Origin of the sequence: uncultured Roseovarius sp., assembly GCF_947259555.1 — a bacterium.
Lineage (GTDB): Bacteria > Pseudomonadota > Alphaproteobacteria > Rhodobacterales > Rhodobacteraceae > Roseovarius.
On the sequence record NZ_CAMYMD010000105.1, the window covers coordinates 14315 to 37575 of the forward strand.

At 62.1% G+C, this 23261-nt stretch carries 24 protein-coding genes; 14 read left to right on the forward strand and 10 right to left on the reverse strand.

Translation table 11 applies throughout. The features are described from left to right. Positions 1-3 precede the first annotated feature (3 nt). The 4 genes from Q0X85_RS18120 to Q0X85_RS18135 all read left to right on the forward strand — a co-directional run bounded on the left by Q0X85_RS18120 (position 4) and on the right by Q0X85_RS18135 (position 4204). Complete coding sequence (locus Q0X85_RS18120) at positions 4-945, forward strand: CoA ester lyase (RefSeq protein ID WP_297774367.1); 942 nt, start codon at positions 4-6, stop codon at positions 943-945. Between the two features lie 25 nt (positions 946-970). After that, positions 971-2164: a malate--CoA ligase subunit beta gene (locus Q0X85_RS18125; RefSeq protein WP_297774369.1), complete on the forward strand. Its 1194-nt coding sequence runs from the start codon at positions 971-973 to the stop codon at positions 2162-2164. Next, positions 2164-3045: a succinate--CoA ligase subunit alpha gene (gene sucD / locus Q0X85_RS18130; protein ID WP_297774371.1), complete on the forward strand. Its 882-nt coding sequence runs from the start codon at positions 2164-2166 to the stop codon at positions 3043-3045. Before Q0X85_RS18125 ends, sucD begins: the two co-directional genes overlap by 1 nt. 109 nt (positions 3046-3154) lie before the next feature. Then, positions 3155-4204: a zinc-dependent alcohol dehydrogenase family protein gene (locus Q0X85_RS18135; protein ID WP_297774373.1), complete on the forward strand. Its 1050-nt coding sequence runs from the start codon at positions 3155-3157 to the stop codon at positions 4202-4204. A 289-nt stretch (positions 4205-4493) separates the two neighbouring features. Here the strand turns inward: Q0X85_RS18135 and ndk are convergent, their stop codons facing one another. Continuing rightward, positions 4494-4916, reverse strand: a complete 423-nt coding sequence (gene ndk / locus Q0X85_RS18140) for a nucleoside-diphosphate kinase (protein WP_297774375.1) — start codon at positions 4914-4916, stop codon at positions 4494-4496. A gap of 135 nt (positions 4917-5051) precedes the next feature. On the opposite strand from ndk, the gene Q0X85_RS18145 reads away from it, so the two are divergent. Next, on the forward strand, positions 5052-6899 hold the full coding sequence (locus tag Q0X85_RS18145; RefSeq protein ID WP_297774378.1) for an ABC-F family ATP-binding cassette domain-containing protein: 1848 nt from the start codon (positions 5052-5054) through the stop codon (positions 6897-6899). A 75-nt stretch (positions 6900-6974) separates the two neighbouring features. On the opposite strand, the gene Q0X85_RS18150 is transcribed toward Q0X85_RS18145, so the two are convergent. Both Q0X85_RS18150 and Q0X85_RS18155 read right to left on the reverse strand, forming a co-directional pair. Continuing rightward, a complete protein-coding gene (locus tag Q0X85_RS18150) occupies positions 6975-7214 on the reverse strand; it encodes a hypothetical protein (protein WP_297774380.1) in 240 nt (79 codons plus the stop codon). A gap of 186 nt (positions 7215-7400) precedes the next feature. Continuing rightward, entirely contained in the window at positions 7401-7778 is a 378-nt protein-coding gene (locus tag Q0X85_RS18155; RefSeq protein WP_297774382.1) for a hypothetical protein, read from the reverse strand. Positions 7779-7854: 76 nt separating this feature from the next. On the opposite strand from Q0X85_RS18155, the gene Q0X85_RS18160 reads away from it, so the two are divergent. The 7 genes from Q0X85_RS18160 (at position 7855) to Q0X85_RS18190 (ending at position 14040) form a co-directional block, all read left to right on the forward strand. Further along, complete coding sequence (locus Q0X85_RS18160) at positions 7855-8274, forward strand: MarR family transcriptional regulator (RefSeq protein ID WP_297774383.1); 420 nt, start codon at positions 7855-7857, stop codon at positions 8272-8274. A 64-nt stretch (positions 8275-8338) separates the two neighbouring features. Continuing rightward, the gene (locus Q0X85_RS18165; RefSeq protein ID WP_297774385.1) at positions 8339-8965 is read left to right on the forward strand and encodes a MarC family protein; all 627 of its coding nucleotides are present in this window, start codon (positions 8339-8341) and stop codon (positions 8963-8965) included. Between the two features lie 17 nt (positions 8966-8982). Continuing rightward, positions 8983-9561, forward strand: coding sequence for a TIGR02281 family clan AA aspartic protease (locus tag Q0X85_RS18170; protein ID WP_297774387.1), 579 nt, complete (start codon positions 8983-8985; stop codon positions 9559-9561). Between the two features lie 63 nt (positions 9562-9624). Continuing rightward, the gene (locus tag Q0X85_RS18175; RefSeq protein WP_297774389.1) at positions 9625-10233 is read left to right on the forward strand and encodes a hypothetical protein; all 609 of its coding nucleotides are present in this window, start codon (positions 9625-9627) and stop codon (positions 10231-10233) included. A 35-nt stretch (positions 10234-10268) separates the two neighbouring features. Then, positions 10269-10826, forward strand: coding sequence for a YceI family protein (locus Q0X85_RS18180; protein ID WP_297774391.1), 558 nt, complete (start codon positions 10269-10271; stop codon positions 10824-10826). Between the two features lie 395 nt (positions 10827-11221). After that, on the forward strand, positions 11222-12406 hold the full coding sequence (locus Q0X85_RS18185) for a hypothetical protein (RefSeq protein WP_297774392.1): 1185 nt from the start codon (positions 11222-11224) through the stop codon (positions 12404-12406). 410 nt (positions 12407-12816) lie between these two features. Next, on the forward strand, positions 12817-14040 hold the full coding sequence (locus Q0X85_RS18190) for an MFS transporter (RefSeq protein WP_297774394.1): 1224 nt from the start codon (positions 12817-12819) through the stop codon (positions 14038-14040). A gap of 42 nt (positions 14041-14082) precedes the next feature. On the opposite strand, the gene Q0X85_RS18195 is transcribed toward Q0X85_RS18190, so the two are convergent. Beyond that, positions 14083-15348 carry an MFS transporter gene (locus Q0X85_RS18195; RefSeq protein WP_297774396.1) on the reverse strand — a complete coding sequence of 422 codons (1266 nt, stop codon included), beginning with the start codon at positions 15346-15348 and terminating at the stop codon, positions 14083-14085. Positions 15349-15572: 224 nt separating this feature from the next. On the opposite strand from Q0X85_RS18195, the gene metG reads away from it, so the two are divergent. Continuing rightward, the gene (gene metG, locus Q0X85_RS18200; protein WP_297774398.1) at positions 15573-17285 is read left to right on the forward strand and encodes a methionine--tRNA ligase; all 1713 of its coding nucleotides are present in this window, start codon (positions 15573-15575) and stop codon (positions 17283-17285) included. Between the two features lie 121 nt (positions 17286-17406). Here the strand turns inward: metG and Q0X85_RS18205 are convergent, their stop codons facing one another. Together Q0X85_RS18205 and Q0X85_RS18210 are read right to left on the reverse strand one after the other, a co-directional pair. Continuing rightward, positions 17407-17643, reverse strand: coding sequence for a DUF465 domain-containing protein (locus Q0X85_RS18205; RefSeq protein WP_297774399.1), 237 nt, complete (start codon positions 17641-17643; stop codon positions 17407-17409). A 132-nt stretch (positions 17644-17775) separates the two neighbouring features. After that, a complete protein-coding gene (locus tag Q0X85_RS18210) occupies positions 17776-18588 on the reverse strand; it encodes a pseudouridine synthase (RefSeq protein ID WP_297774401.1) in 813 nt (270 codons plus the stop codon). Between the two features lie 63 nt (positions 18589-18651). Between Q0X85_RS18210 and Q0X85_RS18215 the strand changes: the two genes are divergently transcribed. Continuing rightward, a complete protein-coding gene (locus Q0X85_RS18215; protein WP_297774402.1) occupies positions 18652-19113 on the forward strand; it encodes a nucleoside deaminase in 462 nt (153 codons plus the stop codon). Here the strand turns inward: Q0X85_RS18215 and Q0X85_RS18220 are convergent. The 4 genes from Q0X85_RS18220 to phaC all read right to left on the reverse strand — a co-directional run bounded on the left by Q0X85_RS18220 (position 19105) and on the right by phaC (position 23177). Continuing rightward, entirely contained in the window at positions 19105-20070 is a 966-nt protein-coding gene (locus Q0X85_RS18220; RefSeq protein WP_297774404.1) for a LysR family transcriptional regulator, read from the reverse strand. The genes Q0X85_RS18215 and Q0X85_RS18220 overlap by 9 nt on opposite strands. A 6-nt stretch (positions 20071-20076) precedes the next feature. Then, positions 20077-20640 carry a polyhydroxyalkanoate synthesis repressor PhaR gene (gene phaR / locus Q0X85_RS18225; RefSeq protein WP_297774405.1) on the reverse strand — a complete coding sequence of 188 codons (564 nt, stop codon included), beginning with the start codon at positions 20638-20640 and terminating at the stop codon, positions 20077-20079. 139 nt (positions 20641-20779) lie between these two features. Next, on the reverse strand, positions 20780-21229 hold the full coding sequence (locus Q0X85_RS18230; protein ID WP_297774406.1) for a phasin, PhaP: 450 nt from the start codon (positions 21227-21229) through the stop codon (positions 20780-20782). Between the two features lie 139 nt (positions 21230-21368). Beyond that, positions 21369-23177 (reverse strand): class I poly(R)-hydroxyalkanoic acid synthase, encoded by a 1809-nt coding sequence (gene phaC, locus Q0X85_RS18235; protein ID WP_297774408.1) that lies wholly within the window; start codon positions 23175-23177, stop codon positions 21369-21371. Between the last annotated feature and the right edge of the window lie 84 nt (positions 23178-23261).

Consider the following 23261-nt stretch of genomic DNA (forward strand, 5'->3'; position numbering starts at 1 on the left):
CCGATGAGCTACACCCTGCACCCGCTGAAAAAGCAACGCCTGCAACGCTCGGAGCTGGCCGTGCCCGGCTCCAACCCGTCGATGATCGAAAAGGCGGCGGAGTCGGAGGTCGATGTCATCTTCTTCGATCTCGAAGACGCCGTCGCTCCGCCCGACAAGATCCAGGCCCGCGCCAATATCATTCAGGCGCTCAATGACATCGACTGGAAGGCCAAGGGCAAGACCACCTCGATCCGCATCAACGGGCTCGACACCCATTACATGTATCGCGACGTGGTCGAGATCGTCGAACAGGCGGGCCAGCACCTCGACACCATCCTCGTGCCCAAGGTGGGCGTGCCCGCCGATCTCTACACCGTCGAAACCATGGTCAGCCAGATCGAAGAGGCGATGGGTTTCACCCACCAGATCGGGCTTGAGGCGCTCATCGAGACCGCCCTCGGCATGGCCAATGTCGAGGCCATCGCCTCGGCCCCCGGCCGCCTTGAGGCGCTGCATTTCGGCGTCGCCGACTATGCCGCCTCGAACCGCGCGCGCACCGTGGTCATTGGCGGGCTCAACCCCGACTATCCGGGCGATCAGTGGCATTTCGCGCTCAGCCGCATGACCGTCGCCTGCCGTGCCTACGGGCTGCGCGCCATTGACGGCCCGTTCGGCGACTTCTCCGACCCCGAGGGCTACACGCTCAGCGCCAAACGCGCCGCCGCCTTGGGTATCGAGGGCAAATGGGCCATCCACCCCAGCCAGATCGCGCTTGCCAACGAGGTTTTCTCGCCCCCCGAAGCCGAAGTGACCCGCGCCCGCCGCATCATCGAGGAGATGCGCAAGGCCGAAGCCGAGGGCAAGGGCGCCGCCAGCCTCGACGGCAAGATGATCGACGCGGCGAGCGAGCGCATGGCCAACAACGTGCTCAGCGTGGCCGACGCCATCGACGCCAAGGGATAACGAGACACAAAGGGAGGAATATCACATGGATATCCATGAATTTCAGGCCAAGGACCTGCTCAAGCGCTTCGGCGTGCAGGTGCCGCGCGGCGGCATCGCCTACAGCCCCGAACAGGCGGTCTACCGCGCCTCCGAGTTGTCGGGCGACAAATGGGTGGTCAAGGCCCAGATCCATTCCGGCGCCCGCGGCAAGGCGGGCGGCGTCAAGATCTGCAAATCCGAAAAGGAAATCAGCGAGGCCGCATCCTGGATGCTGGGCCGCACGCTGGTCACCCACCAGACCGGCCCGCAGGGCAAGATGGTCAGCCGCCTCTATGTCGAAGAGGCCACCGACATCGCGCAGGAAATCTATCTCGGCTTCGTGATGGACCGCAAGGAAGAGCGCGTCGTCGTCGTGGCCTCCGGTCAGGGCGGCATGGAGATCGAGGAAATCTCCTCACAGGAGCCCGACTCGATCATTCGCTCGGTGGTCGACCCGGCGGTCGGCATGCAGAGCTTTCAGGCCCGCGAGATCGCCTTTTCGCTGGGGCTCGACGCGGCCCTCATCCCGCAGGCGGTCAAGACCATCATCGGCTGTTACAAGATGATGGAAGAGACCGACGCCAACATGGTCGAGATCAACCCCCTCGTCGTCACCGGCGCGGGCGAGATCATGGCGCTCGACGCCAAGGTCAGCTTTGACGACAACGCGCTCTTTCGCCGCCCAGAGCTGTCGGAACTGCGCGACAAGAGCCAGGAAGACCCGCGCGAGACCTTCGCCTCCGATCGTGGCCTCAACTATATCGGGCTTGAGGGCGAGATCGGCTGCATCGTCAACGGCGCAGGGCTCGCCATGGCCACGCTCGACATGATCAAGATGGCGGGCGGCGAGCCTGCCAACTTTCTCGACGTGGGCGGCGGCGCCAGCCCCGACCGCGTGCTGATGTCGTTTCAGGCGGTGCTCAACGACCCCAATGTCGAGGCGATCCTGGTCAATATCTTCGCCGGTATCAACCGCTGCGACTGGATCGCCGAGGGCGTGATCCGCGCGGTCAAGGAACTGGAGCTGACCATGCCCCTCGTCGTGCGCCTCTCGGGCACCAATGTCGAAGAGGGCAAGCGCCTCATCGCCGACAGCGGCCTGCCGATCCTGACCGCCGAAACCCTGGCCGACGCCGCCGATCAGGTGGTCCGCGCCTGGTCCGACTCCAACCCCACCTCCGCAAAAGGAGCCGCATGATGGCCATTCTCATAGATCAGAGCAGCCGCGTCCTCGTCACCGGCCTCACCGGCCGCATCGGCAGCTTTCACGCCGACGACATGATCAAGCACGGCACCAACGTCGTGGGCGGCGTCACCCCCGGCAAGGGCGGCACCAAGCACAATGGCCTGCCCGTCTTCAACACCGTCAAGGGCGCGGTAGCCGAGACCGGCGCCGATCTGGTGATCTGCTTCGTGCCGCCCCCCTTTGCCGCCGACAGCATCATGGAGGCGGCGGATGCCGGTATTCAGACCTGCGTCTGCATCGCCGACGGCATCCCGGCGCGCGACATGATCAAGGTCAAGCGCTACATGCGCCGCTACAAGGCCGAACGCCGCATGCGCCTGATCGGCCCCAACTGCGCGGGCATCATCACCCCCGGCCAGGCCTTCGCCGGTCTCATGCCGCCGCATATCTACGCCCCGGGCCGGGTCGGCATCATCGGACGCTCCGGCACTCTCGGCTACGAGGCCGCCAGCCAGATGAAAGAGCGCGGCATCGGCGTGTCGACCTCGGTGGGCATCGGCGGCGACCCGATCAACGGATCTAGCTTCCGCGACATTCTCGAGCTTTTCGAGAAGGACGAGAACACCGATGCCGTCGTGATGGTCGGCGAGATCGGCGGCCCGCAAGAGGCCGAGGCCGCCGCCTATATCCGCGACCACATGACCAAGCCGGTCGCGGCCTATATCGCCGGTCTCTCGGCGCCCAAGGGGCGGCGCATGGGCCATGCCGGGGCGATCGTCTCGGCCTTCGGCGAATCGGCGCAGGAAAAGGTCGAGATCCTGTCCGAGGCCGGTGTCACCATTGTGCCGACGCCGTCGTCCTTCGGCGAGGTAGTCGAGCGCATGGTCGCCTGATCTATTGAAGACCACCGGGGCTGCCTGCATCTCGTGGCAGCCCCGATCCGGCCTTGCCGCCACGCGCACCCCATCCTAGGCTCCGGCAAACTCCAGCCAAAGGTGCCCGATGCGCGCAGCCCTCCTTTCCCGCTACAACACCCCCACCGACATCACCGACGTGCCCGATCCGGCCTGCCCCCGCGACGGCGCGGTCGTCGCCGTGCACGCCTGCGGCGTCTGCCGCTCGGATCATCACGCGTGGAAAGGCACCGATCCGGACGTGGTTCTGCCGCACGTCATGGGCCACGAATTCGCCGGTGAAATCCTTGAAACCGGACCGGAATGCCACGCCTTCGCCGTGGGTGACCGGGTCACCGCCCCCTTCATCCTCGGCTGCGGCACCTGCCCCGATTGCCGGGGCGGAGAGCCCACAATCTGCGACCACCAGCAGGTAATCGGCTTCAGCCAATGGGGCGCCTTCGCCGAGCGCGTCGCCATCCCGCGCGCCGATTTCAACCTCGTCCGCCTGCCCGAGGCGATGGACTATGCCGCCGCCGCAGGCATGGGCTGCCGCGTCACCACCTCGTTCCGCGCCGTGGTGGACCGGGCGAAAACCCAACCGGGTGAATGGCTTAGCGTGCATGGCTGCGGCGGCGTCGGCCTCTCGGCGATCATGATCGGCGCCGCCATCGGCGCGCAGGTTCTGGCCGTCGATGTCAATCCCGAGGCGCTGACCCTCGCCCGCAGCCTCGGGGCCAACGCCACCCTCAACGCGAGCGACGTGCCGGACGTGGGCACCGCCGTGCGCGACATGACGCAGGGCGGCGCGCATGTCTCGCTCGACGCGCTCGGGATCACGGCGACCTTCCACAACTCCCTGAAAAGCCTGCGAAAGATGGGGCGTCACGTGCAGATCGGCATGCCACTCGGGCCACATGCCACGCCCGACCTGCCGCTGCTCGATCTGGTCTATTCACGGCAGATCACCCTGCACGGCACACGCGGCATCGGCGCCGACCGCTTCGCCGCCCTCTTCGACATGATCGCCGCCGGGCGGCTTGACCCCGCGCGTCTCGTGACCCACCGCATCGGGCTCTCGGGTCTCAACACGGCGCTTGCCGCGATGGATGGCTATACCGGCGCGGGTGTCACGGTGGTCGACGACATGACCGGCTAAAACGCCTTATCTAAGCCATGTCTCAGCCACGCTCATGCCCCTGAACCTTGCTTTTATGATCGGATCAACCAAGGCAGGGGCCGGTCCCGCCGGTGGCCCTGTCCCATAAAAGGAGCAGGCAAATGCCACAGGCAACACCCCCCAAGAGCGATCCGAAAGGCGGCGCCAAACCGCCCAGACCACCCCGCAAGGAACCCAAGCCGATCTTTCGCGACTTCGCCAGCATATGACCAAGAAAAAGGCCGCGCACCCAGAGGGTCGCGGCCTTTTCTTTTGACTTCGACAGGGCTTAGCCGACCAGTTCGAGCCCCGAGAAATAATAGGCGATCTCGGCTGCCGCCGTCTCGGGCGCGTCCGAGCCGTGGACCGAGTTCTCACCGACCGATTCCGCAAATTCCGCGCGGATCGTGCCCGCTGCCGCGTCGGCGGGGTTGGTCGCGCCCATCACTTCACGGTTCTTGGCAATCGCATTCTCGCCTTCGAGCACCTGCACCACGACCGGGCCCGACGCCATAAAGTCACACAGCTCGCCATAGAACGGGCGTTCCTTGTGCACTTCGTAAAAGACACCCGCCTGCGCCGGGGTCAGCTGGATGCGCTTTTGCGCGATGATCCGCAGACCCGCGTCCTCGAACTTGGCATTGATCTTGCCGGTCAGGTTGCGCTTGGTCGCGTCGGGTTTGATGATGCTCAGCGTGCGTTCAACAGCCATTTCAGCCTCTTTTCAGTTAAAATCACCGGCCCGGCCCTGTGCCTGACCCTGTTTGATCGCGGCTCCGATAGCATGGGGGACGCACCTTGAAAAGCCGCGATTGACGCCGACGCGCGGTTGCGGCATGCGGGGGCCATGTTGCGCATTGATGATATCACCTACGCGGTCGCGGGCCGCACCCTGATCGAGCACGCCTCGGCCACCATCCCCGAGGGCCACAAGGTGGGCATCGTGGGGCGTAATGGCACCGGCAAGACCACCCTCTTTCGCCTCATCCGGGGCGAGTTGGCGCTCGAGACCGGCAGCATCAGCCTGCCGCCCCGCGCCCGCATCGGCGGCGTCGCCCAAGAGGTGCCGGGCAACGAGGTATCCTTGCTGCAAACCGTGTTGAACTATGACACGGAACGCACCGAGCTCATGGCAGAATCCGACCGCTCCGATGACGGCGCGCGGATCGCCGAGATCCAGACCCGCCTTGCCGATATCGACGCGTGGTCAGCCGAGGCGCGCGCCGCCAGCATCCTCAAGGGGCTGGGCTTTGACGACGCCGAACAGCTGATGCCCTGCTCGGCCTTCTCGGGCGGCTGGCGGATGCGCGTGGCGCTGGCCGGCGTGCTCTTTTCACAGCCCGACCTGCTGCTGCTTGACGAGCCGACCAACTATCTCGACCTCGAAGGCGCGCTCTGGCTCGAATCCTATCTCGCGCGCTATCCGCATACCGTGCTGATCGTCAGCCATGATCGCGGGCTGCTCAACCGCGCGGTGGGTGCGATCCTGCATCTCGAAGACAAGAAGCTCACGCTCTATCAAGGCCCTTACGATCGGTTTGCCCAAACCCGCGCCGCCCGCCTGGCCGCGGCGGAATCCGAGGCCAAGAAGCAGGATCAGCGCCGCGCGCATCTGCAATCCTATGTCGACCGCTTCCGCTACAAGGCCGACAAGGCCAAGCAGGCGCAATCGCGGATCAAGGCCCTGTCCAAGATGCAGCCGATCACCCGCCCGCAAGAGGCGGCGCTGCGCCGGTTCAGCTTTCCCGCGCCCGAAGAGCTGTCCCCCCCGATTCTGCGGATCGAGAGCGGCTCGGTCGGTTACGATGGCGTGCCGGTGCTTCAGCGCCTCAACCTGCGGATAGATCAGGACGACCGGATCGCGCTCCTTGGGCGGAACGGTGAGGGAAAATCTACCCTGTCCAAGCTCTTGTCGGATAAACTTCAACTGATAGACGGGCAGATTCACAAGGCCTCCAAGCTGCGCGTCGGCTATTTCGCGCAGCATCAGGTGGACGAGTTGCATCTCGACGAAACCCCGATCGACCATATCCGCCGCCTGCGCCCCACCGAGACACCGGCCAAGCTGCGCGCGCGGCTTGGCGGCTTTGGCATCGGGGCCGAGCAGGCCGACACACGGGTCGGGCAGCTCTCGGGCGGGCAAAAGGCGCGGCTCAGCCTGATGCTCGCCACGATCGACGCGCCGCACATGCTGATTCTCGACGAGCCCACCAACCACCTCGACATCGAGAGCCGCGAGGGCCTTGTCGAGGCGCTCACCGCCTATTCCGGCGCGATCATCCTGGTCAGCCACGACATGCACCTGCTCAGCCTCGTGGCGGATCGGTTGTGGCTGGTGAACAAGGGCGAGGTGCGCCCTTATGAGGGCGATCTCGAAAGCTACCGGGCGATGCTGCTCTCGGGCACGGATGCGGACAAACCCGCGCCCAAGCCCAAGGAAAGCAAACCCAAACGCCCCTCGCGCGACGCCGTCCTGCGGCTCCGGCAAGAAGTGAAGAAATGTGAACAGCGTATTGAAAAACTGACGGAAATGGAGGGCAAGGTCGCCAAGAAACTGGCAGACCCGGACATTTATGACGACGTGCACGGCGTGACCCAATGGCAAAAGAAATACGCCGAGATCGAAGATGGTCTGGCCCTCGCCGAACGCCTCTGGGTTGAGGCGCAGGAAAAGCTAGACGCAGCGGAACGCTAGGATCAGCCCAGTCTCGGGCGCAGGTTGGATTTAAAACACCTGGCTCGGCTGCCGGACCTTTATCTCAGGCCGGGATCAATCTTCTTTGGGCGACGTCTGGATCCTGAAGATCACCCAGAAGAAAACACCGGCAATCAGGCCCAAAACGCCCCATGTGGCCCCGTTGGCAATGGCAAAGCGAACGGTGTCTCCGAATGTCACACCATCCGCGAAAAGGTTGATCAGGATATAGATCAATGGAGCGGCAAAAAGGCCAAAGCCCGCACCACCAGCGGCCCCGAAAAGCGCCCAAGTCACATAAGAATTCGTTTTCATGATCCTGTCCTGCCTTTTTGTTTCAAGTCTCTTGTCACCCGGCTTTGTGCGCCATCGCCAGCGTCAGTGCGGCACCCGACTGCCATCGCGCGCGCCGCCGATATATGCAGCGGGCGTCGGGCTGCTTGATCCGTCACTCGACCACATAGCGACCATCGAACCAAAGTCAGCCAAGCGCGGAAATTATTATCGCCTGTCTGACCGTATCGCACGCCATTGCAGCACGCCGAGCGTCCCGACCCCCGCCGCCACGACAAGCGCCGCGACCTGCCCCACCGCTGTCGTGACCCAAAGGCCGAGCGCCACAAGGACAAGCGTCGCCACCAACCAGAGAAAATCCCCCATGCAGAAGAACAGAACCTCATGCCGCCGTGGCACGCGGCCATTGTGCTGGCTGGCCCACAGCAGCGCAGCGTTGAGCAGCAGAGTGACACCAAGGAATGCAACCACCGTCACGGGCGGTGCCCCGAGAAACGCGGCGAGTCCCACAGGTTGCAGCAGAAATATCGCGCCAAAGACGAAACAGGACAGCGCATTGAGGCGCAAAGTGGTTGCGAGGGGCATAAGGGATCTCCATAATTGTCAACTTGGGTGACAAGATACCATCCGCTCAAATGTTGTCAACAAAGGTGACAATGCAATGCAGCACAGTCTCACGCTCGACCTCTTTCATGCCGCGCGCGGCTATCAGGATCGGGTGACGCGGCATCTCGCCCATGCCTTGCGCACCGGCCACGGCATCACGCTCAGCCCCGCGCAGCTGAGCTTTCTGTCGATACTGATCTGCGGCGAGAATACCGCTTCGGGCGTGGCGCGGCGCGCCGGTGTCAGCCGTCAGGCGGCGCAGCGGCAGGCGACGGCGCTGGCGCAAGAGGGATATCTCGCCTTGGCCCAGGATCCTGCAAAGCGCAATCAGAGCCTGATCACCTTCACCACTGCGGGCGAAACCCTGATGGCGCTCTGCCGCGAGATCCTCGCCGGCTGGGATGCCGATCTGATGCCCGAGGCAGAGACGCTGCGCCGCGCCGCACTGATCATGAACCATGCCCTGCCCGAATGAAATCACCCTTGGCATTGTCACCTGAACATGGCGCCCCGCGCAAAACCGCGATAGGCTGCCCCCCATGGACACCGCATTTCTGATCACCGCATTCGTCACGCTTTTCGTGATCATCGACCCGATAGGCATGACGCCGCTTTTCGTGGCGCTGACACAAGGCATGGGCCATGCGCGCCGCCGCGCCATCGCGATCCGCGCTTGTGTGACCTCGGCGCTGTTGCTGATCGTCTTTACCGCCTTCGGCGAGGCGGTGCTGGGCTTCATCGGCATTTCCATGCCCGCCTTTCGCATCGCCGGCGGGATGCTCTTGTTCCTGACCGCACTCGACATGCTGTTCGAGCGGCGCGGCCAACGGCGCAAAGGGCAGGCCGACGCCGCCGAAGAGGATGAGGGCGACGATCCGTCGATCTTTCCACTGGCCATCCCGCTCATCGCCGGGCCCGGCTCCATCGCCTCGGTGATCCTGCTGGCGGGGCAGAGGCCGGGGGCCGAGGGGCTGGCCATGGTGATCGGGGTGATGCTGTCGGTGGTGGCGCTGGTCTTCGCGATGTTCCTGATGGGCAGCCTGCTGGAGCGCGCGCTTGGAAAGGTCGGGATCAACGTGGTCACGCGCCTTCTGGGCATGCTTCTGGCGGCCCTCGCGGTGCAATTCGTGCTCGACGGGTTGCGCGGCTTTGGTTTCGCAGGCTGAGCGCCTATATCGGACCCATGCAACAGTTCGACTTCGCACATCTCACCTATCTGGTCATCCTCGGCTCGGCCATCCTGCTGTGGTTCGTGGTGCAAAACCGCGAGTCCATCGGCAAGCTGATGCAGCAGGCGCTTGTCTGGGTGCTGATCTTCGTGGGCGGCATCGCCGTGGTCGGCCTCTGGGACGATATCCGCCAGACCGTGCGCCCGATGCAGAGCGTCGTCTCGGAGAACCAGATCGAACTGCCCCGCGCCCCGGACGGGCATTATTACATGACCGCAGAGGTCAACGGCGTGCCGCTCCGCTTTGTCGTCGACACCGGAGCCAGCCAGGTCGTGCTCAGCCAGAGCGATGCGAGGAGCGTCGGCATCGACACCGAGGAGCTGGCCTATCTGGGCCGCGCCTTTACCGCCAATGGCGAGGTGCGCACCGCCACCATCGAGCTTGAAACCGTCGAGATCGGCCCGGTCCGTCACGAGGATGTGCGCGCGGTCGTGAACCGCGGCGAAATGAACGGCTCGCTTCTCGGGATGAGCTATCTGCAACGGTTCTCCAGCATCGAGATCACCGGCGGCAAACTGGTGCTGACGCGCTAGACACATATCCGGTACCGGCGCATATGCGTTGAGAACATTTAGCGAACACGCTATACAGAGGTCATGAACACACCGCTCCTGACCCGCCAGCCGCATCGCCCCCGCCCCGCCCTGCGCCTGTTCGACAGGCTTGATCTGACATTGGCGCGGCTGCACGAGGGGTGCGGTCCCGCGCGCCACAGCTTTGCCATGCTGCTGGCCGGGGCCATGCGCGGCCCGGTGCTCTGGATCGCGCCCGCATGGCTGCCCGACCGGCTCAACCCCGACGGCATGCGCGCCCTCACCGGCCCCGAAAACGGCCCCGAGCGGTTTCTCTTCGCCGCCCCCCGGCGCCGCGAGGATCTGCTCTGGTGCATGGAAGAGGCGCTGCGCAGCGGCGCCACCCCGCTCGTCGTCGCCGATCTGCCGGGCCCGCCGGGCCTCACCCCCGTGCGCCGCCTGCATCTCGCCGCCGAAGAAGGTGCGACGCGCGGCCACTATCGCCCCCTCGGCCTGATCCTGACACCGGGCGAGGGCGGCGCGCCGGGGGTCGAGAGCCGCTGGCACATGGCCCCCGCGCATGACCTCGACACCGACCGCTGGCATCTCGAACGCCGCCGCGCCCGCGATGCCCCGCCCGCCGCATGGCACCTGAGCGGACACCCCGGCGCATGGGCGCTCAAGCAAACGTGACATCCGCCCCCCGCCCCCACGCGTATACCAAGGGCATGTTCCGAACGCTCGCCCTCGCCCTTTGCCTGATCACCACGCAGACCGCCGCCGCGCCCGAGGCCTACCGGCTCGACACCACCCGCTCCTCGGTGGGCTTCACCTACCGGCTCGGGCAGGCCGAGACGGCCGGCACCATGCCGGTGCGCGCGGCCGAGATATCGGTCGACCTCGCCAACCTCCCCGCCAGCCGCGTCACCGTCACGCTCGACGCGCGCGCGGCCCGCGCGGGCGTGTTCTTCGCGACCGAGGCGATGCGCGGGCCCCAGGTGCTCGACACCGCGCGCCATCCATTGATCACCTTCCGCTCCACCCGCATCACCGGCACCCTGCAGGCGGCGACGGTCGAGGGCCAACTCACCCTGCGCGGCGTGACCCGCCCGGTGACGCTGACCGCCGGCCTCTACCGCCAACGCGGCACCGAGCCCCGCGACCTCGACCACCTCACCGTGCTGCTGACCGGGCAAATCAACCGCCACACCTTCGGCGCCTCCGGCTTTGCCGACCTCGTCGGGCCGCTGATCGACCTGCGGATCGTGGCGCGGATTGAGAGGTAGCGAGGACAAGAGCGTATGTTTTTTCGAAGAGTGACCGCTGTCAGCCCGAAGCGGACCTGGTCAATCGCTCGCTTTGTTTGCGCAGCGCCCGCAGATTGGCCGGAGAGCCGCCATTCGCTACATTCCGCGTGAATGTCTCGAATTCACAAAATCGCCCAGTCAAATGGATTTGTTTAGCTGGGCTTTACCGACAACTTGCTTACTGATATCAGCCATAGATAGCAGCGATCAAAATTGTGCGTAACGGCCTGGGCCATTTAGATCTGGCATTTTCCCGATAGCCATCGAAAGCTTTAATGCAGTTATTTGGATGGAATTGAAGATTTGTCGTTGGCTGATTGCGATTTTTAGCCTGTACACATGGGACTTTCAGTTTCTGGTTTTGGAGATCGAGCTTGGATATTGAATTTTCCCCTATTAGGCCCCTCAAAGATGTGCGGGAAACAAATGATTTTTTGAGACGCATATGGGCTCGCCTGCGCGCCGACCTCGGACTAGGGTTTCAGTACAGCCCCAAGCTAGATTCAATAAACCAAGTTCAGGGTATCGGGTTTATATCCTTAGGTAAGTTCTCCGAAACACTTACAGAGAATGGTATCCATGAGCCTATATCTTGTTCCTTCCAGTATAAACGTCGTGGCATTGTCGATAAGCTAATTTTCTCCATCCCCACCTCGTGGGCATCGTGTCTGAATATCGATGAAATTGGAGATAGCATACAATCGTCCCTCTCAAAGGCGGCGTACGACCCACCTAAGAATTCAAGAGCCAAAATTAGGGTCTTCACACCTATTGGCCTTGATCTGCCGACCGTCTCTGGAAAGACTTTTGATTTTACGGGCGGCAAGGGACATGGTGAGCTTGCTTTTGATGTAACACACTACGATGAGTTTGACCTTGAAGATCAAGCTGCAAACTTAGCATGGAGTTTTTGCGTGCTAGCGAGCGCTTGGACTGGCAACCTGTTTTTTTTGACGCGTGAACAAGATGGTATACCGGAGTATCGAGAAGTTTTGAGCTTGATATCAGACGGTGATCTGAATGAAAGTGTTAGTAAACTTGCTTGCCGTTCCTTCTCAAAACTAATTGACCTACTGCTTTACGAAGCGGCAGACATAAATCTTGTGCTGAAGGCTGGCCACCTTATACAGAGATCGATATTTTCTGCTTCATCTAGTCGTGACTATCTTGGCGATACCGCAAACGCCTTGATCATTTCTGCGCTAGAGGTCCTTTCCGATAAAGGCGACGACCCAGACACCTGTAAGTCGTGTAATCAACCTAAGTACAAAATATCACAAAGGGTTAGAGATTACGCAGCAGAGCATATGGGTGCAGATTACTGGAAAAAGCGGTTTAATGGCCATTATTCGGATCGCTCGAAATTTCTGCATACTGGCGCAATTCGCCATAAGCGTGTGTATGCTGGAAAGTCAATTCCAACAGTCCAGTTGAGCGCTCCGGAGCGTATGGCTATGCCAATGGGTTTCTCACATGATCACGTTTTAGCTAACGTCACACTTTTGATTTTTCGGAAGCATGTTCAGGCTATTTCGCCAATGGATAAGAAGTCCGCCTGACTTACTGCTTTTCCACCTCTGCGTCGATTTCTTTCTGGGGCGATCTTTTGCGCAAAGCTGCCGTTGGTGCAGGACGCCGCGAAGGTCGGCTCTGGACCGGGCACGTCGAGAACCGCGCCATGACCCGCGACTTTGCAAACTCCACCCCCTGCGCAGAGCCGCCACTCAGCCTTACTCACCCGCCGGACAGACCGGACTCGCAACGCCCCCCACCGCACGCCCCATTAACCCCGCCACCCCCCGAAATCCGCGCCGACGGAATACCGACGCGATACCGTCGCGATACAGCCCTGCGAAACTCAGGAATTTCCGGGCGTTAACCGTGATTCGCGGCCCCTGGCCCGAAACCGACACCGCCATGTCGAAAACAGGTGGTCCCGCCCCCCGCATCCTGCCATTCTGGCCCCACCATGCGCCTGATGATTTCCTTCGCGGCCCTCTTCCTGTCGGTCATTCTGCTCCAGCTTTCCACCGGCGGGGTGGGCCCGCTCGATGCCCTCTCGGGCCTTGCCCTGGACTTCTCAACAGCCCAAATCGGCCTGCTCGGATCGGCCCATTTCGTGGGGTTTTTCATCGGTTGCTGGGTCGCCCCGCGCCTCATGGGCTCGATCGGTCACAGCCGCGCATTTGCCGCCTTCACCGCCATGGGCGCGATCGGCCTTTTGGCCCATATGCTGGTGATCGACCCCTATGCCTGGTCGCTGATGCGGGTCGCCTCGGGCCTCTGCGTGGCGGGCTGTTACACGGTGATCGAGGCATGGTTGCAGGCCAAGGTCACCAACGCCACCCGGGGCCGCACCATGGGCGTCTACCGGGTGGTGGACATGGGGGCATCATTGGCCGCGCAAATGCTGATTTCCGTATTGGCACCAGCGTCTTATGTCTCCTACAACCTGCTGGCCCTCTTGTGCTGCGCGGCGCTTCTGCCGCTCACCCTTTCGCGCCTCAGAGAGCCCGAAACCCCCGCCGCCCCGCGCCTGCGCCCGATGCTCCTGATCGCCTGCTCACCCCTCGCCGCGGCGGGCGTTCTGGTGGCCGCTTTGTCCTCGGCCTCGTTCCGCATGGTGGGGCCGCTCTACGGCGGTCAGGTCGGCCTCGCCGTCGATCAGATCGCCGGGTTTCTGGCGGTTTTCGTGCTGGGCGGCGCGGTCGCGCAATACCCCGTCGGCTGGCTCGCCGACCGCTATGATCGCCGGTGGGTTCTGATTGGCCTCTCGCTCGCCGCGATCCTGTCGAGCCTCACCACCGCCATGACCCATAACCTCGAAACCTTCGGCATCCTGATGACCGCATTCTTCTTCGGCATGACCACCTTTCCGATCTACTCGGTCAGCGCCGCCCACGCCCATGATTTCGCCGAGGCGCATGAGCGGGTGGAGCTGTCGGCAGCGCTGATGTTCTTCTTCGCCGTCGGCGCCATCGCCGCCCCCCTCATGGCCTCCACCCTGATCGAGGTTTACGGCCCGGCCGCCATGTTCGTGATGATCGCAGTCGGCCATGCTGTGCTGGTGATCTTCGGCCTGATCCGCATGCGCGCCCGCCCCGGCGCCGAGACGCGCACCGCCTATATCTGGTCGCCGCGCACGTCCTTTTTGATCGGCCGCCTGACGGGCCGCAGCCGCGAGCGAGATTAAAAACGTCATGACGTCAGGGGCATACCGCGATGGCGCGCCAGTTTACGCCTCAAAGCTCTGGTCGTCGGCGCCCTCCGCCGTGTCGACATACCATTCCTGCGCCGCAGCCAACGCAACCGGCGAGGCCGTCGGCGTAATCCCGAGATAGGCGCCGGTCTCATCCACCGGCACAGAGGGCCGCCGCGTCATCCGCCACGCCGCATAGACCGCGATCAGCGTGAACAATCCGGCCAGCAACAGCCAGAACCCGTGCGCGCCCACCGCGTCCATCAACTGTCCCGTGACCATCGGCCCGACAATCGCCCCCATGCCGTAGACAAACACCAGCCCCCCCGAGGCGGCGGCCATATCCTCGACCTCCAGAAAATCGTTGGTATAAGCGATGAACAGCGAATAGAGCGGCGACGCCATGCCACCCATGACAAAGCCGAGCACCAGCAGCGTCTCGAAATCAACGCCCAAGGACGCCCCCGCTCCGGTGCTCACCGCGCCTACCGCCGAGACGCCCAGAATGAGCACACGCCGGTCCATCCGGTCCGACAGCCAGCCAATCGGCACCTGAAACACCATCGCCCCGGCAAAGATCGACGCGACAAAGCCGCTGATCTGCGCCACGTTCAGCCCAGCCTCGGCCCCATAGACCGAGGCCATGCCAAACTGGGCCGCGAAGATGCCGCCGAGGATCAGCATGCCGACACTGGCCAGCGGCGAGCTCTCGAACAGCCGGTGCAGCGTCATCCGCTTGTCAGTCTCGAAGGCGGGAGTCGGCGTGATCGACAACAGGATCGGGCCGAAACTCAGCGACACGAGGATCGACGGCACCACGAACAGGAAAAAGCCCGATGCATCGCCAAGGTTCATCAGCCCCTGTGCGGCGATGATGCCTGCGGTCTGCGCGATCATGTAGGCCGACAGGATCTTGCCCCGCGTGGTGTTGTCGGCGGCATTGTTGAGCCAGCTTTCGGCGGTGACGTAAACCCCCGACAGGCAAAATCCCAGGATCACCCTTATCGCCGTCCAGCTATAGGGGTCGGTCAGGATCGGGAACGCTATCAGCCCCGCCGAGATGAACGACCCGAGGGCGGCAAAGACCCGCACATGCCCCACCCGGCGAATAAGATCGGGCGTCACCCGGCTCCCCACAAGGAACCCGAGAAAATAGGCCGAGGTGATGACCGACAGCTGCAGCGTGCCAAACCCTTCGAGAGCGCCGCGCACCCCCATCAGCGTGGCCTGCATGCCGTTGCCGATCATGATCAGAGTCATGCCCAGCAAGAGCGCCCAGACCGATCCAAGGACCTTGAACATGGCGGGATTTCCTCTCGCATGATCCCCGGGCCCGCATGACCCGCATGCCCGCGCCGCTAGCACCGACCGGGCGCGCGCGTCAAACCGGTTTCGCCCGTCTTGTCCGGGAAAATCGCCCGCCTGCGTAAATATGCGGCACGCCCGGGCACGCCCTCTGGTCCTTTGGGCGCGGGACAGGTAAACGCGGAGCGAGAAAAGCGATCCGGCAAAGGCAGACAGGCACGATGGCACGTCATCTGATCACCTCGGCGATCCCCTATATCAACGGGATCAAACACCTCGGCAACCTGGTGGGCAGCCAGCTTCCCGCCGATCTTTTCGCCCGCTACTGCCGCGCGCAGGGCGACGAGGTGCTGTTTCTCTGCGCCACGGATGAGCACGGCACCCCCGCCGAACTGGCCGCCACCAAGGCGGGCCAGCCGGTGGCCGAGTATTGCGCCGAGATGTGGCAGGTGCAAAAGCGGCTCTCCGACGGCTTCCGCCTGAGCTTCGATCATTTCGGGCGCTCCTCCAGCCCACAGAACCACCGGCTGACCCAGCATTTCGCCAAGCGCCTGCATGAGCAGGGGCTGATCCGCGAGGTCTCGGAAACCCAGATGTATTCGCCCACCGACGGGCGCTACCTGCCCGACCGCTATATCGAGGGCACCTGCCCGAATTGCGGCTTCGAGTCTGCACGCGGCGATCAATGCGACAACTGCACCAAGCAGCTTGACCCCGTCGATCTGATCAACCCCCGCTCGGTGATATCGGGCGCGACCGACCTTGAGATGCGCGAGACCAAGCATCTCTATCTCTGCCAGTCGCAGATGAAAGACGAGTTGGAGGCGTGGATTGATAGCAAGACCGATTGGCCGGTGCTCACCACATCCATCGCCAAGAAATGGCTCAATGACGGCGACGGCTTGCAGGATCGCGGCATCACCCGCGATCTCGACTGGGGCATCCCGGTCAAGCGCGGCGACGAGGATTGGCCGGGCATGGAGGGCAAGGTCTTTTACGTCTGGTTCGACGCCCCCATCGAATACATCTCCTGCGCGCAGGAATGGGTCGATGCGGGCAAGGGCGACGACTGGCAACGCTGGTGGCGCACCGACAAGGGCGCGGATGACGTCACCTACACCCAGTTCATGGGCAAGGATAACGTGCCCTTCCACACGCTCGGTTTTCCCGCCACGATCCTGGGCTCGGGCGAGCCGTGGAAGCTGGTGGATTACATCAAGTCGTTCAATTACCTCAACTACGATGGCGGCCAGTTCAGCACCTCGCGCGGGCGCGGCGTGTTCATGGATCAGGCGCTCGAGATCCTGCCCGCCGATTACTGGCGCTGGTGGCTGTTGAGCCATGCGCCCGAAAGCTCGGACGCCGAATTCACCTGGGAGAATTTTCAGACCTCGGTGAACAAGGATCTGGCCGATGTCCTGGGCAATTTCGTCAGCCGCGTGACCAAATTCTGCCGCTCCAAATTCGGTGAAGAGGTGCCAGCGGACGGCGAGTATGGCGCGCAGGAAATGGCGCTGATCGACCGTCTGACAAACCGCATCCGCGACTATGAAGGCCATATGCAGGCCATGGAGGTGCGCAAATCCGCCACCGCCCTTCGCGCGATTTGGGTCGAGGGCAACGAGTACCTGCAAGAGGCGGCACCGTGGTCCACCTTCAAGCAAGACCCCGAGCGCGCCGCCATGCAGATCCGCCTGGCACTCAACCTCATTCGCCTCTACGCGGTGCTGTCAGCCCCCTTCATCCCCGACGCCGCCGCCGCGATGCTGGCGGCGATCAAGACCGAGGACGCGTCTTGGCCCGATGACGTGACCGGCGCGCTCGACGCGCTCGCCCCCGGCCACGCGTTCGAGGTGCCGGAGGTGCTCTTCTCAAAGATCACCGACGAACAGCGCGAAGACTGGCAGGCACGTTTCTCGGGAACGCGGGATTAAACGCGCAAGGTGGCACTTTGCTCCCTTGCGCACTTATCTATACAGCGTCGGCCGGAGACCACTGGCGGCGTGATGCCGAAGCTTGCTCCACGATAGCCTGAGTTTTCCGCCTCCGTGCCTGTCAGTCGGTCAGAATACGATAGATCTCGTCCTTCAGCGCCGCGCGCTTTTTGCGCAAATCGACCTCCGTCAGTTCCTCGACAGGCTCCACCAGCGTCTCGGCCCTGTGTACTGCGCGGTTGAGCTCGTGATATTCGTCGGCCAGCCGCGCAAAATGTGCGTCCGCCTGTTTCAGCTCGCTAATTTTTCCAGCCAGTTCGGGAAACTCTTCCGACAGCTCATGGGGGGTGTGGGACATCGCGCATCTCTCCTTTTCGATTGCTCGCGCCCGAGCCTAGAGAGACCGAGAGCATACCTCCTTGATACGGATCAAGAAAGAGCAGACCCGCTGTCATCTTGTGCGGAAAATTCCATGCCAAGGACTGCGTGTCTATTTCCGTCGCCGCTGCGGCTTGGGGCGCGTTGGCTTGGACGGGTTGGCCTCGCCTTCGGGTATCGCCTTCATCCCCAATTGATCGCGTAAAACGCGAGGACGGATCTCTTCGACCGCACCTGCCTTGAGCTGACCCAGCTGGAACGGGCCGTAGGAAAGGCGAATAAGGCGGTTCACGACGAGCCCCACCGCCTCCATCGCGCGGCGAACTTCGCGGTTCTTACCTTCGCGGATGGAAACGGTGATCCATGCGTTCGCCCCTTGCTGACGGTCCAGAACAACCGTCATAGGCTGAAACGCCTCGCCATCAATCACCAGCCCCTTGCGCAATGACTCGAACGTCGCATCGGTAGGTCGCCCGTTAACCCGCACCCGGTAGCGCCTCAACCAACCTGTTGAGGGCAACTCCAGCTTGCGCTTGAGGCCACCGTCATTGGTCAACAGCAAAAGCCCCTCGGAGTTGAGATCGAGCCGCCCCACGCTCATCACCCGCGGCATGTCTTCCGGCAGGTCGTCATAGATCGTGGAGCGCCCCTGTTCGTCGCGCGTCGTGGTCACGCGGCCGGTAGGCTTGTGATAGAGCCAGAGCCGGGCCGGTTCTGGCGCATCGAGGGCGCGACCATCGACAACGACCTTGTCATCAGGTGTCACATTGAGCGCAGCGCGCAGCACCTTCTGGCCGTTGACGCTCACACGTCCCGCCTCGATCAGGCGTTCCGCCTCACGGCGGCTGGCGATGCCTGCGCGGGCGATCACCTTGGCGATACGTTCGCCCTCGGGGGACTTCTTTTCTGGTGTTCTCGTGTTCATACGCCCGCGCATAGCGCAATTGCGGGGCTTGCGAAAGCGTCTTGCGAGCGGCACAAGCGGGGCATGACATTCCGCAGCCACATGGACACGGCCCTGCAAGAAGCCCGCGCCGCCGCCGCGCGTGGCGAGGTGCCAGTGGGTGCGGTCATCATCGCTCCCTCCGGCCAGATCGTGGCGCGTGCCGGCAACCGCACAAGAGAGTTGAGCGACCCGACCGCGCATGCGGAGATGCTCGCCATCCGTGGCGCCTGCGCGGCACTCGGCTCGGAGCGTCTGCCCGGACACGATCTTTATGTGACGCTGGAGCCTTGCGGCATGTGTGCCAGTGCCATCGCGGCTGCACGCATCGCACGGCTTTACTTTGGAGCCGCCGATCCAAAGTCAGGCGGAATCGCGCAGGGGCCACGGATTTTTGCACATTCGCAATGCCATCACGTGCCCGAACTCTACGACGGCATCGGCGCGACCGAGGCGGAGAGCCTTCTCAAGCAGTTTTTCGCGGCACGTAGGGACGTCTCAGAATAACGTCAGCCTGTCGGCAAGAAAGGGGTGCTGTGCGATCGCAGGATCGACGATAGATTTGCGCAGGATCGGCTTGAGCTTTTCTGCAAGCGTCGCGGGCATATCCTGAAGAATGCCCTTGCGCGCGGTCACGCTGATCGTGCGGGTCAGCGGGGCCATCGGTAATTCCAGCACATCGATCTGATCTGCAAACCGGCGCGCGCGCATCAAGGCGAGCGGCGTCAGGATCGACCACCCGGCCCCCTGCCCGACCAACGCCAGAATGGAATGATAGCTGTCCAATTCAAACCGATGCGGCAGGCTCAGATTCTGCCGCGCCAGATGCGACGAGATAAGCCGTCCCATGTAGTGCCGTTGCGTATATTGAATGAGCGGCAAACGTTTCAACTGCCGCAGGACGTCCCGGTCAGGCCGGATCACACCGCGTGGCGCAACTACCGCAAAGCCCTCGCGCAGAACTGGATGTACCTCGACCCAATCCGCCTCACCGCCCAATTCCGCGGCAACAATGATATCGAGCGCCCGCGCATCGAGCTGGTCATAAAGATGGTGGCTTGCCCCCGTCTCCAGCAGAAACTGACAGCCCTTCAACTCTCCCGCCATGTGGGTCAGAAGCTGCGGCGTCACATCCGCTTCGAGATCCTCGATCATGCCCAGACGAAACCTGGTGAGCGTCGACAGATGCGACATCGCCAGTTCGGCCCGCGCCTGCGCGGCTTCATTGAGAATGGCCTGCGCCCGGCGGTGCATGATCTCACCCGCTGGCGTCAGACGAATCGGACGCGCATTGCGCTGCAACAGCGTCGCGCCGACGGCGCCCTCGAGATTGGTCAATTGCTGGCTGACTGCGGAAGGGCTGGCGCCCAAACGACGTGCCGCTGCGGAAATCGAGCGCTCGTCAGCCGCGGCCATGAACACTTCTATCCCCCAGAGGGTTATCCGCCCGGGGCTCTCGACCATGTTCCCTTATTTATCCAGTTTCGACAGCTTGTCCTGCAATTCGGCGAGCTGTTTCTTGATATCGTCGAGGTCCTCTTCGCCTTCCTTGTTTTCCGATGGCTTTCCGCCCTGCGGCATGGTTCCACCAAGGCCCGGCATCCCGCCGGTCATAGCCTTCATGAAAGCCTCCTGTTGCGCGCGCATCGCTTCCATACCCGGCATCGCGCCCAACGGGTTGGCCTTGGTCATGTTATCCAGCATTTTGGATTGACCGTCGCGCAGCATCTCGAAACTAGCCGCAAGGAACTCGGGCACCACGCTTGTGGCCTGCGTTGTGTAACTGCGAACCAGATCGTTCAGCACATTGATCGGCAACACACTTTCGCCCCGGCTCTCGTGTTCTGCGATGATCTGGAGCAGATATTGACGCGTAAGATCATCGCCGGATTTAAGGTCAATGATCTGCACCTCGCGCCCGTCGCGGATGAACTCGGCGATGTCCTCCAGCGTCACGTAATCCGAGGTCTCGGTATTGTAGAGCCTGCGACTTGCGTAGCGTTTGATCAACAACGGTTTTTGGGTGTCGGCCAAGGGGTATCCTCCCGGATAATGCAGCGCTGCAGCACAGCTTAGACGCATGTGCAGCAAAAAGAAAGGGCGAGCCGCATGGCTCGCCCTTTCGCAGGTCATACCCTTCAAGGGAGGGGATCGGGGTATGTTTCTGCTAACCTTACTTGGCTGCTGCCGACGCTTTCTGCGTGGCTGCGGTCACGTCGTCGGTTGCTTTCTTGACAACCTTCGATGCGTCTTCCTGCATGGTCTTGCCTGCGGCCATCATCAGTTCGACTGTTTCCATCTGAACCTTCTTGGCAACTTCGGCAAAGGCGGCCATGTTCTCGGCAGCCACTTCGGCGTTGGCCGAAGCGAAATCTGTCATCGCTTTGGCGTAATCGGCGGGCTCAGCCTTGGCTTTCGCCATATCGCTCATCTTGGCGAGCGTTTCTTTGGTCCATTTGTTCGAGATCTCAGCCGACTTTTCGGCTGCGGTCAGAGCAACGCCCGACAGTTTCTCGTTAAGAGATGCCTGGTTCTTGAACGCATCTTCCATCGCTTTGGTGTCTACGGGGAAGGTGCCCATGACGTCTTTGAACATCGCGGAGAAATCTTGTGCTTTTGCCATTGGTTCGGTCCTTTCGGCTGTGGCGGGGTACTCCGCCGTTTCTGCAACTGCAAAAGATATACATGCTGCAGTGCAGCAATTCAAGATATTTCTGCACTGCAGCATAAAATTTTCCGACGACGGCAAAAAGCATGCCAGTTCAGGCGCTTGCTTTCCTTCGGACATATGTGCCCGGCGCAGGCGCAAGTGGCGGATGCTCCGAATCGCCGGGCTCGCGTGCTGCAACCATCTTGCCCGACCGCTTTGCCAGCCACGCCTCCCACCGCGGCCACCATGACCCTTCATGATACGTGGCCTGGTCCAGCCACGTCTCAGCAGGGCCAGTCAAATCGTCGTTGGTGTAGTGGCCGTATTTCTTCTTGGCAGGCGGATTGACGATCCCCGCTATGTGACCTGACTCGGACACGATGAACGTCCGGTCCTTGGCACCGGTCTGCTGAAAACCGCGGTAACAATCCTTCCACGGCGCGATATGGTCACTCTGACAGGTAACCGACATCAGCGGCACCTTGACGTCAGCGATATGCAACCGTTCGCCGCAGAGTTCATACCCATCGGTCACGAAATGATTGGCCTGACACAAACCACGCAGATACTGCACAGTCATACGTCCGGGCAGATTGGCTCCGTCGCCGTTCCAGTAGAGCAGGTCAAACGCGGGCGGCGCCTCGCCCATCATATAGTGCCGCACGGCGGGCTGATAGATCAGGTCACGTGACCGAAGGTACGACATCGTGCGAGACATTATGAAGGAGCGAAGCATGCCCTGCTCCTCGACTTCGTGCTCGATGCCGTCAATGAAATCGTCCTGAAGAAACGGCGTAAACTCACCCTGCTCAGAGAAATCCGTGAGCGCGGTGAAAAACGTCGCCGACTTTACTGACTTGTCGCCGCGCTTGGCCATCAGTGCCAACGCCATATGAAGGGTCGTACCGGCAATGCAATAGCCAACGGCGTTGACCTGTCGTTGCCCGGTTATAGCCTTCGCCTCTCGGATGGCCGTCAGAAACCCCTCTTCGATGTAGTCGTCCATACCAACGTCGGCATGGCTCGCATCCGGATTGACCCAACTCACTACAAAGAGCGTGTAGCCTTGATCGGTGATCCATTTTATCAGACTGTTTTGCGCCTTGAGATCCAGAATGTAGAATTTGTTGATCCACGGCGGGAAGATCACCAGCGGAACAGCGTGAACCTGCTCGGTGGTAGCGGTGTATTGGATGAGCTCCATCATGCGATTGCGATAGACCACCTCGCCGGGCGTAGTGGCGATATTGCCACCCAGTTCGAAGGCCTTTTCATCGGCGAGGCGTACCACGAGCTCGCCGTTGTTCGCCTCCAGATCGGCGATCAGGTTTTCCATGCCTTTCACAAGGCTTTCGCCTTCGGTCTCGACCGCACGCTCGAGCGCATCCGGATTTGTACTGAGGAAATTGGTGGGCGACATCATGTCGATGATCTGATGCGCGAAATAATCCAGTCGGCGACGGTCTTTTTCCGGAAGGTCTTCGTCAATATCATCCAGCGCCTGCTCGATGGCCTGCGCATTGAGGGCGTATTGCCGTTTGACATACTTGAAATAGGGGTGCGACTCCCACAGCGGATTGGCAAAACGCTTATCCCCGGCCAAAGGATCGGGCTCGCCCTCTTCTTCGGGGCTCGTGTCACCGCGCAACATCATCTGTTGCGCCTCCATGAAGTGACGCACGGACTTGCCCCAGTATTCAAGCTGCTGTTCGTAGATCTTGCCTGGGTTTTCTATCGCTTCGGCCCAATAGGACTGCGCGGCCTTGGCGAACAAGTCCTGAGAGGGGCCATTCAATGTCGAGTTTGGGGGGTTGCGCACCGCGAGCGCCTGAATGAGCCGTTGCGACAACTGCTCTACCTTGGCGAGGTTTTCGTTCAATTTTTCGATGTTACGCCCTGCGACATCGTCTTGCGTTGCCATTTCAGTTATTTCCCCTTAACATTTTCTGCTATGCAGCATAACGTTGCTTTGACCGGAGGGGACAAAGCGACGCGAACACGGGCT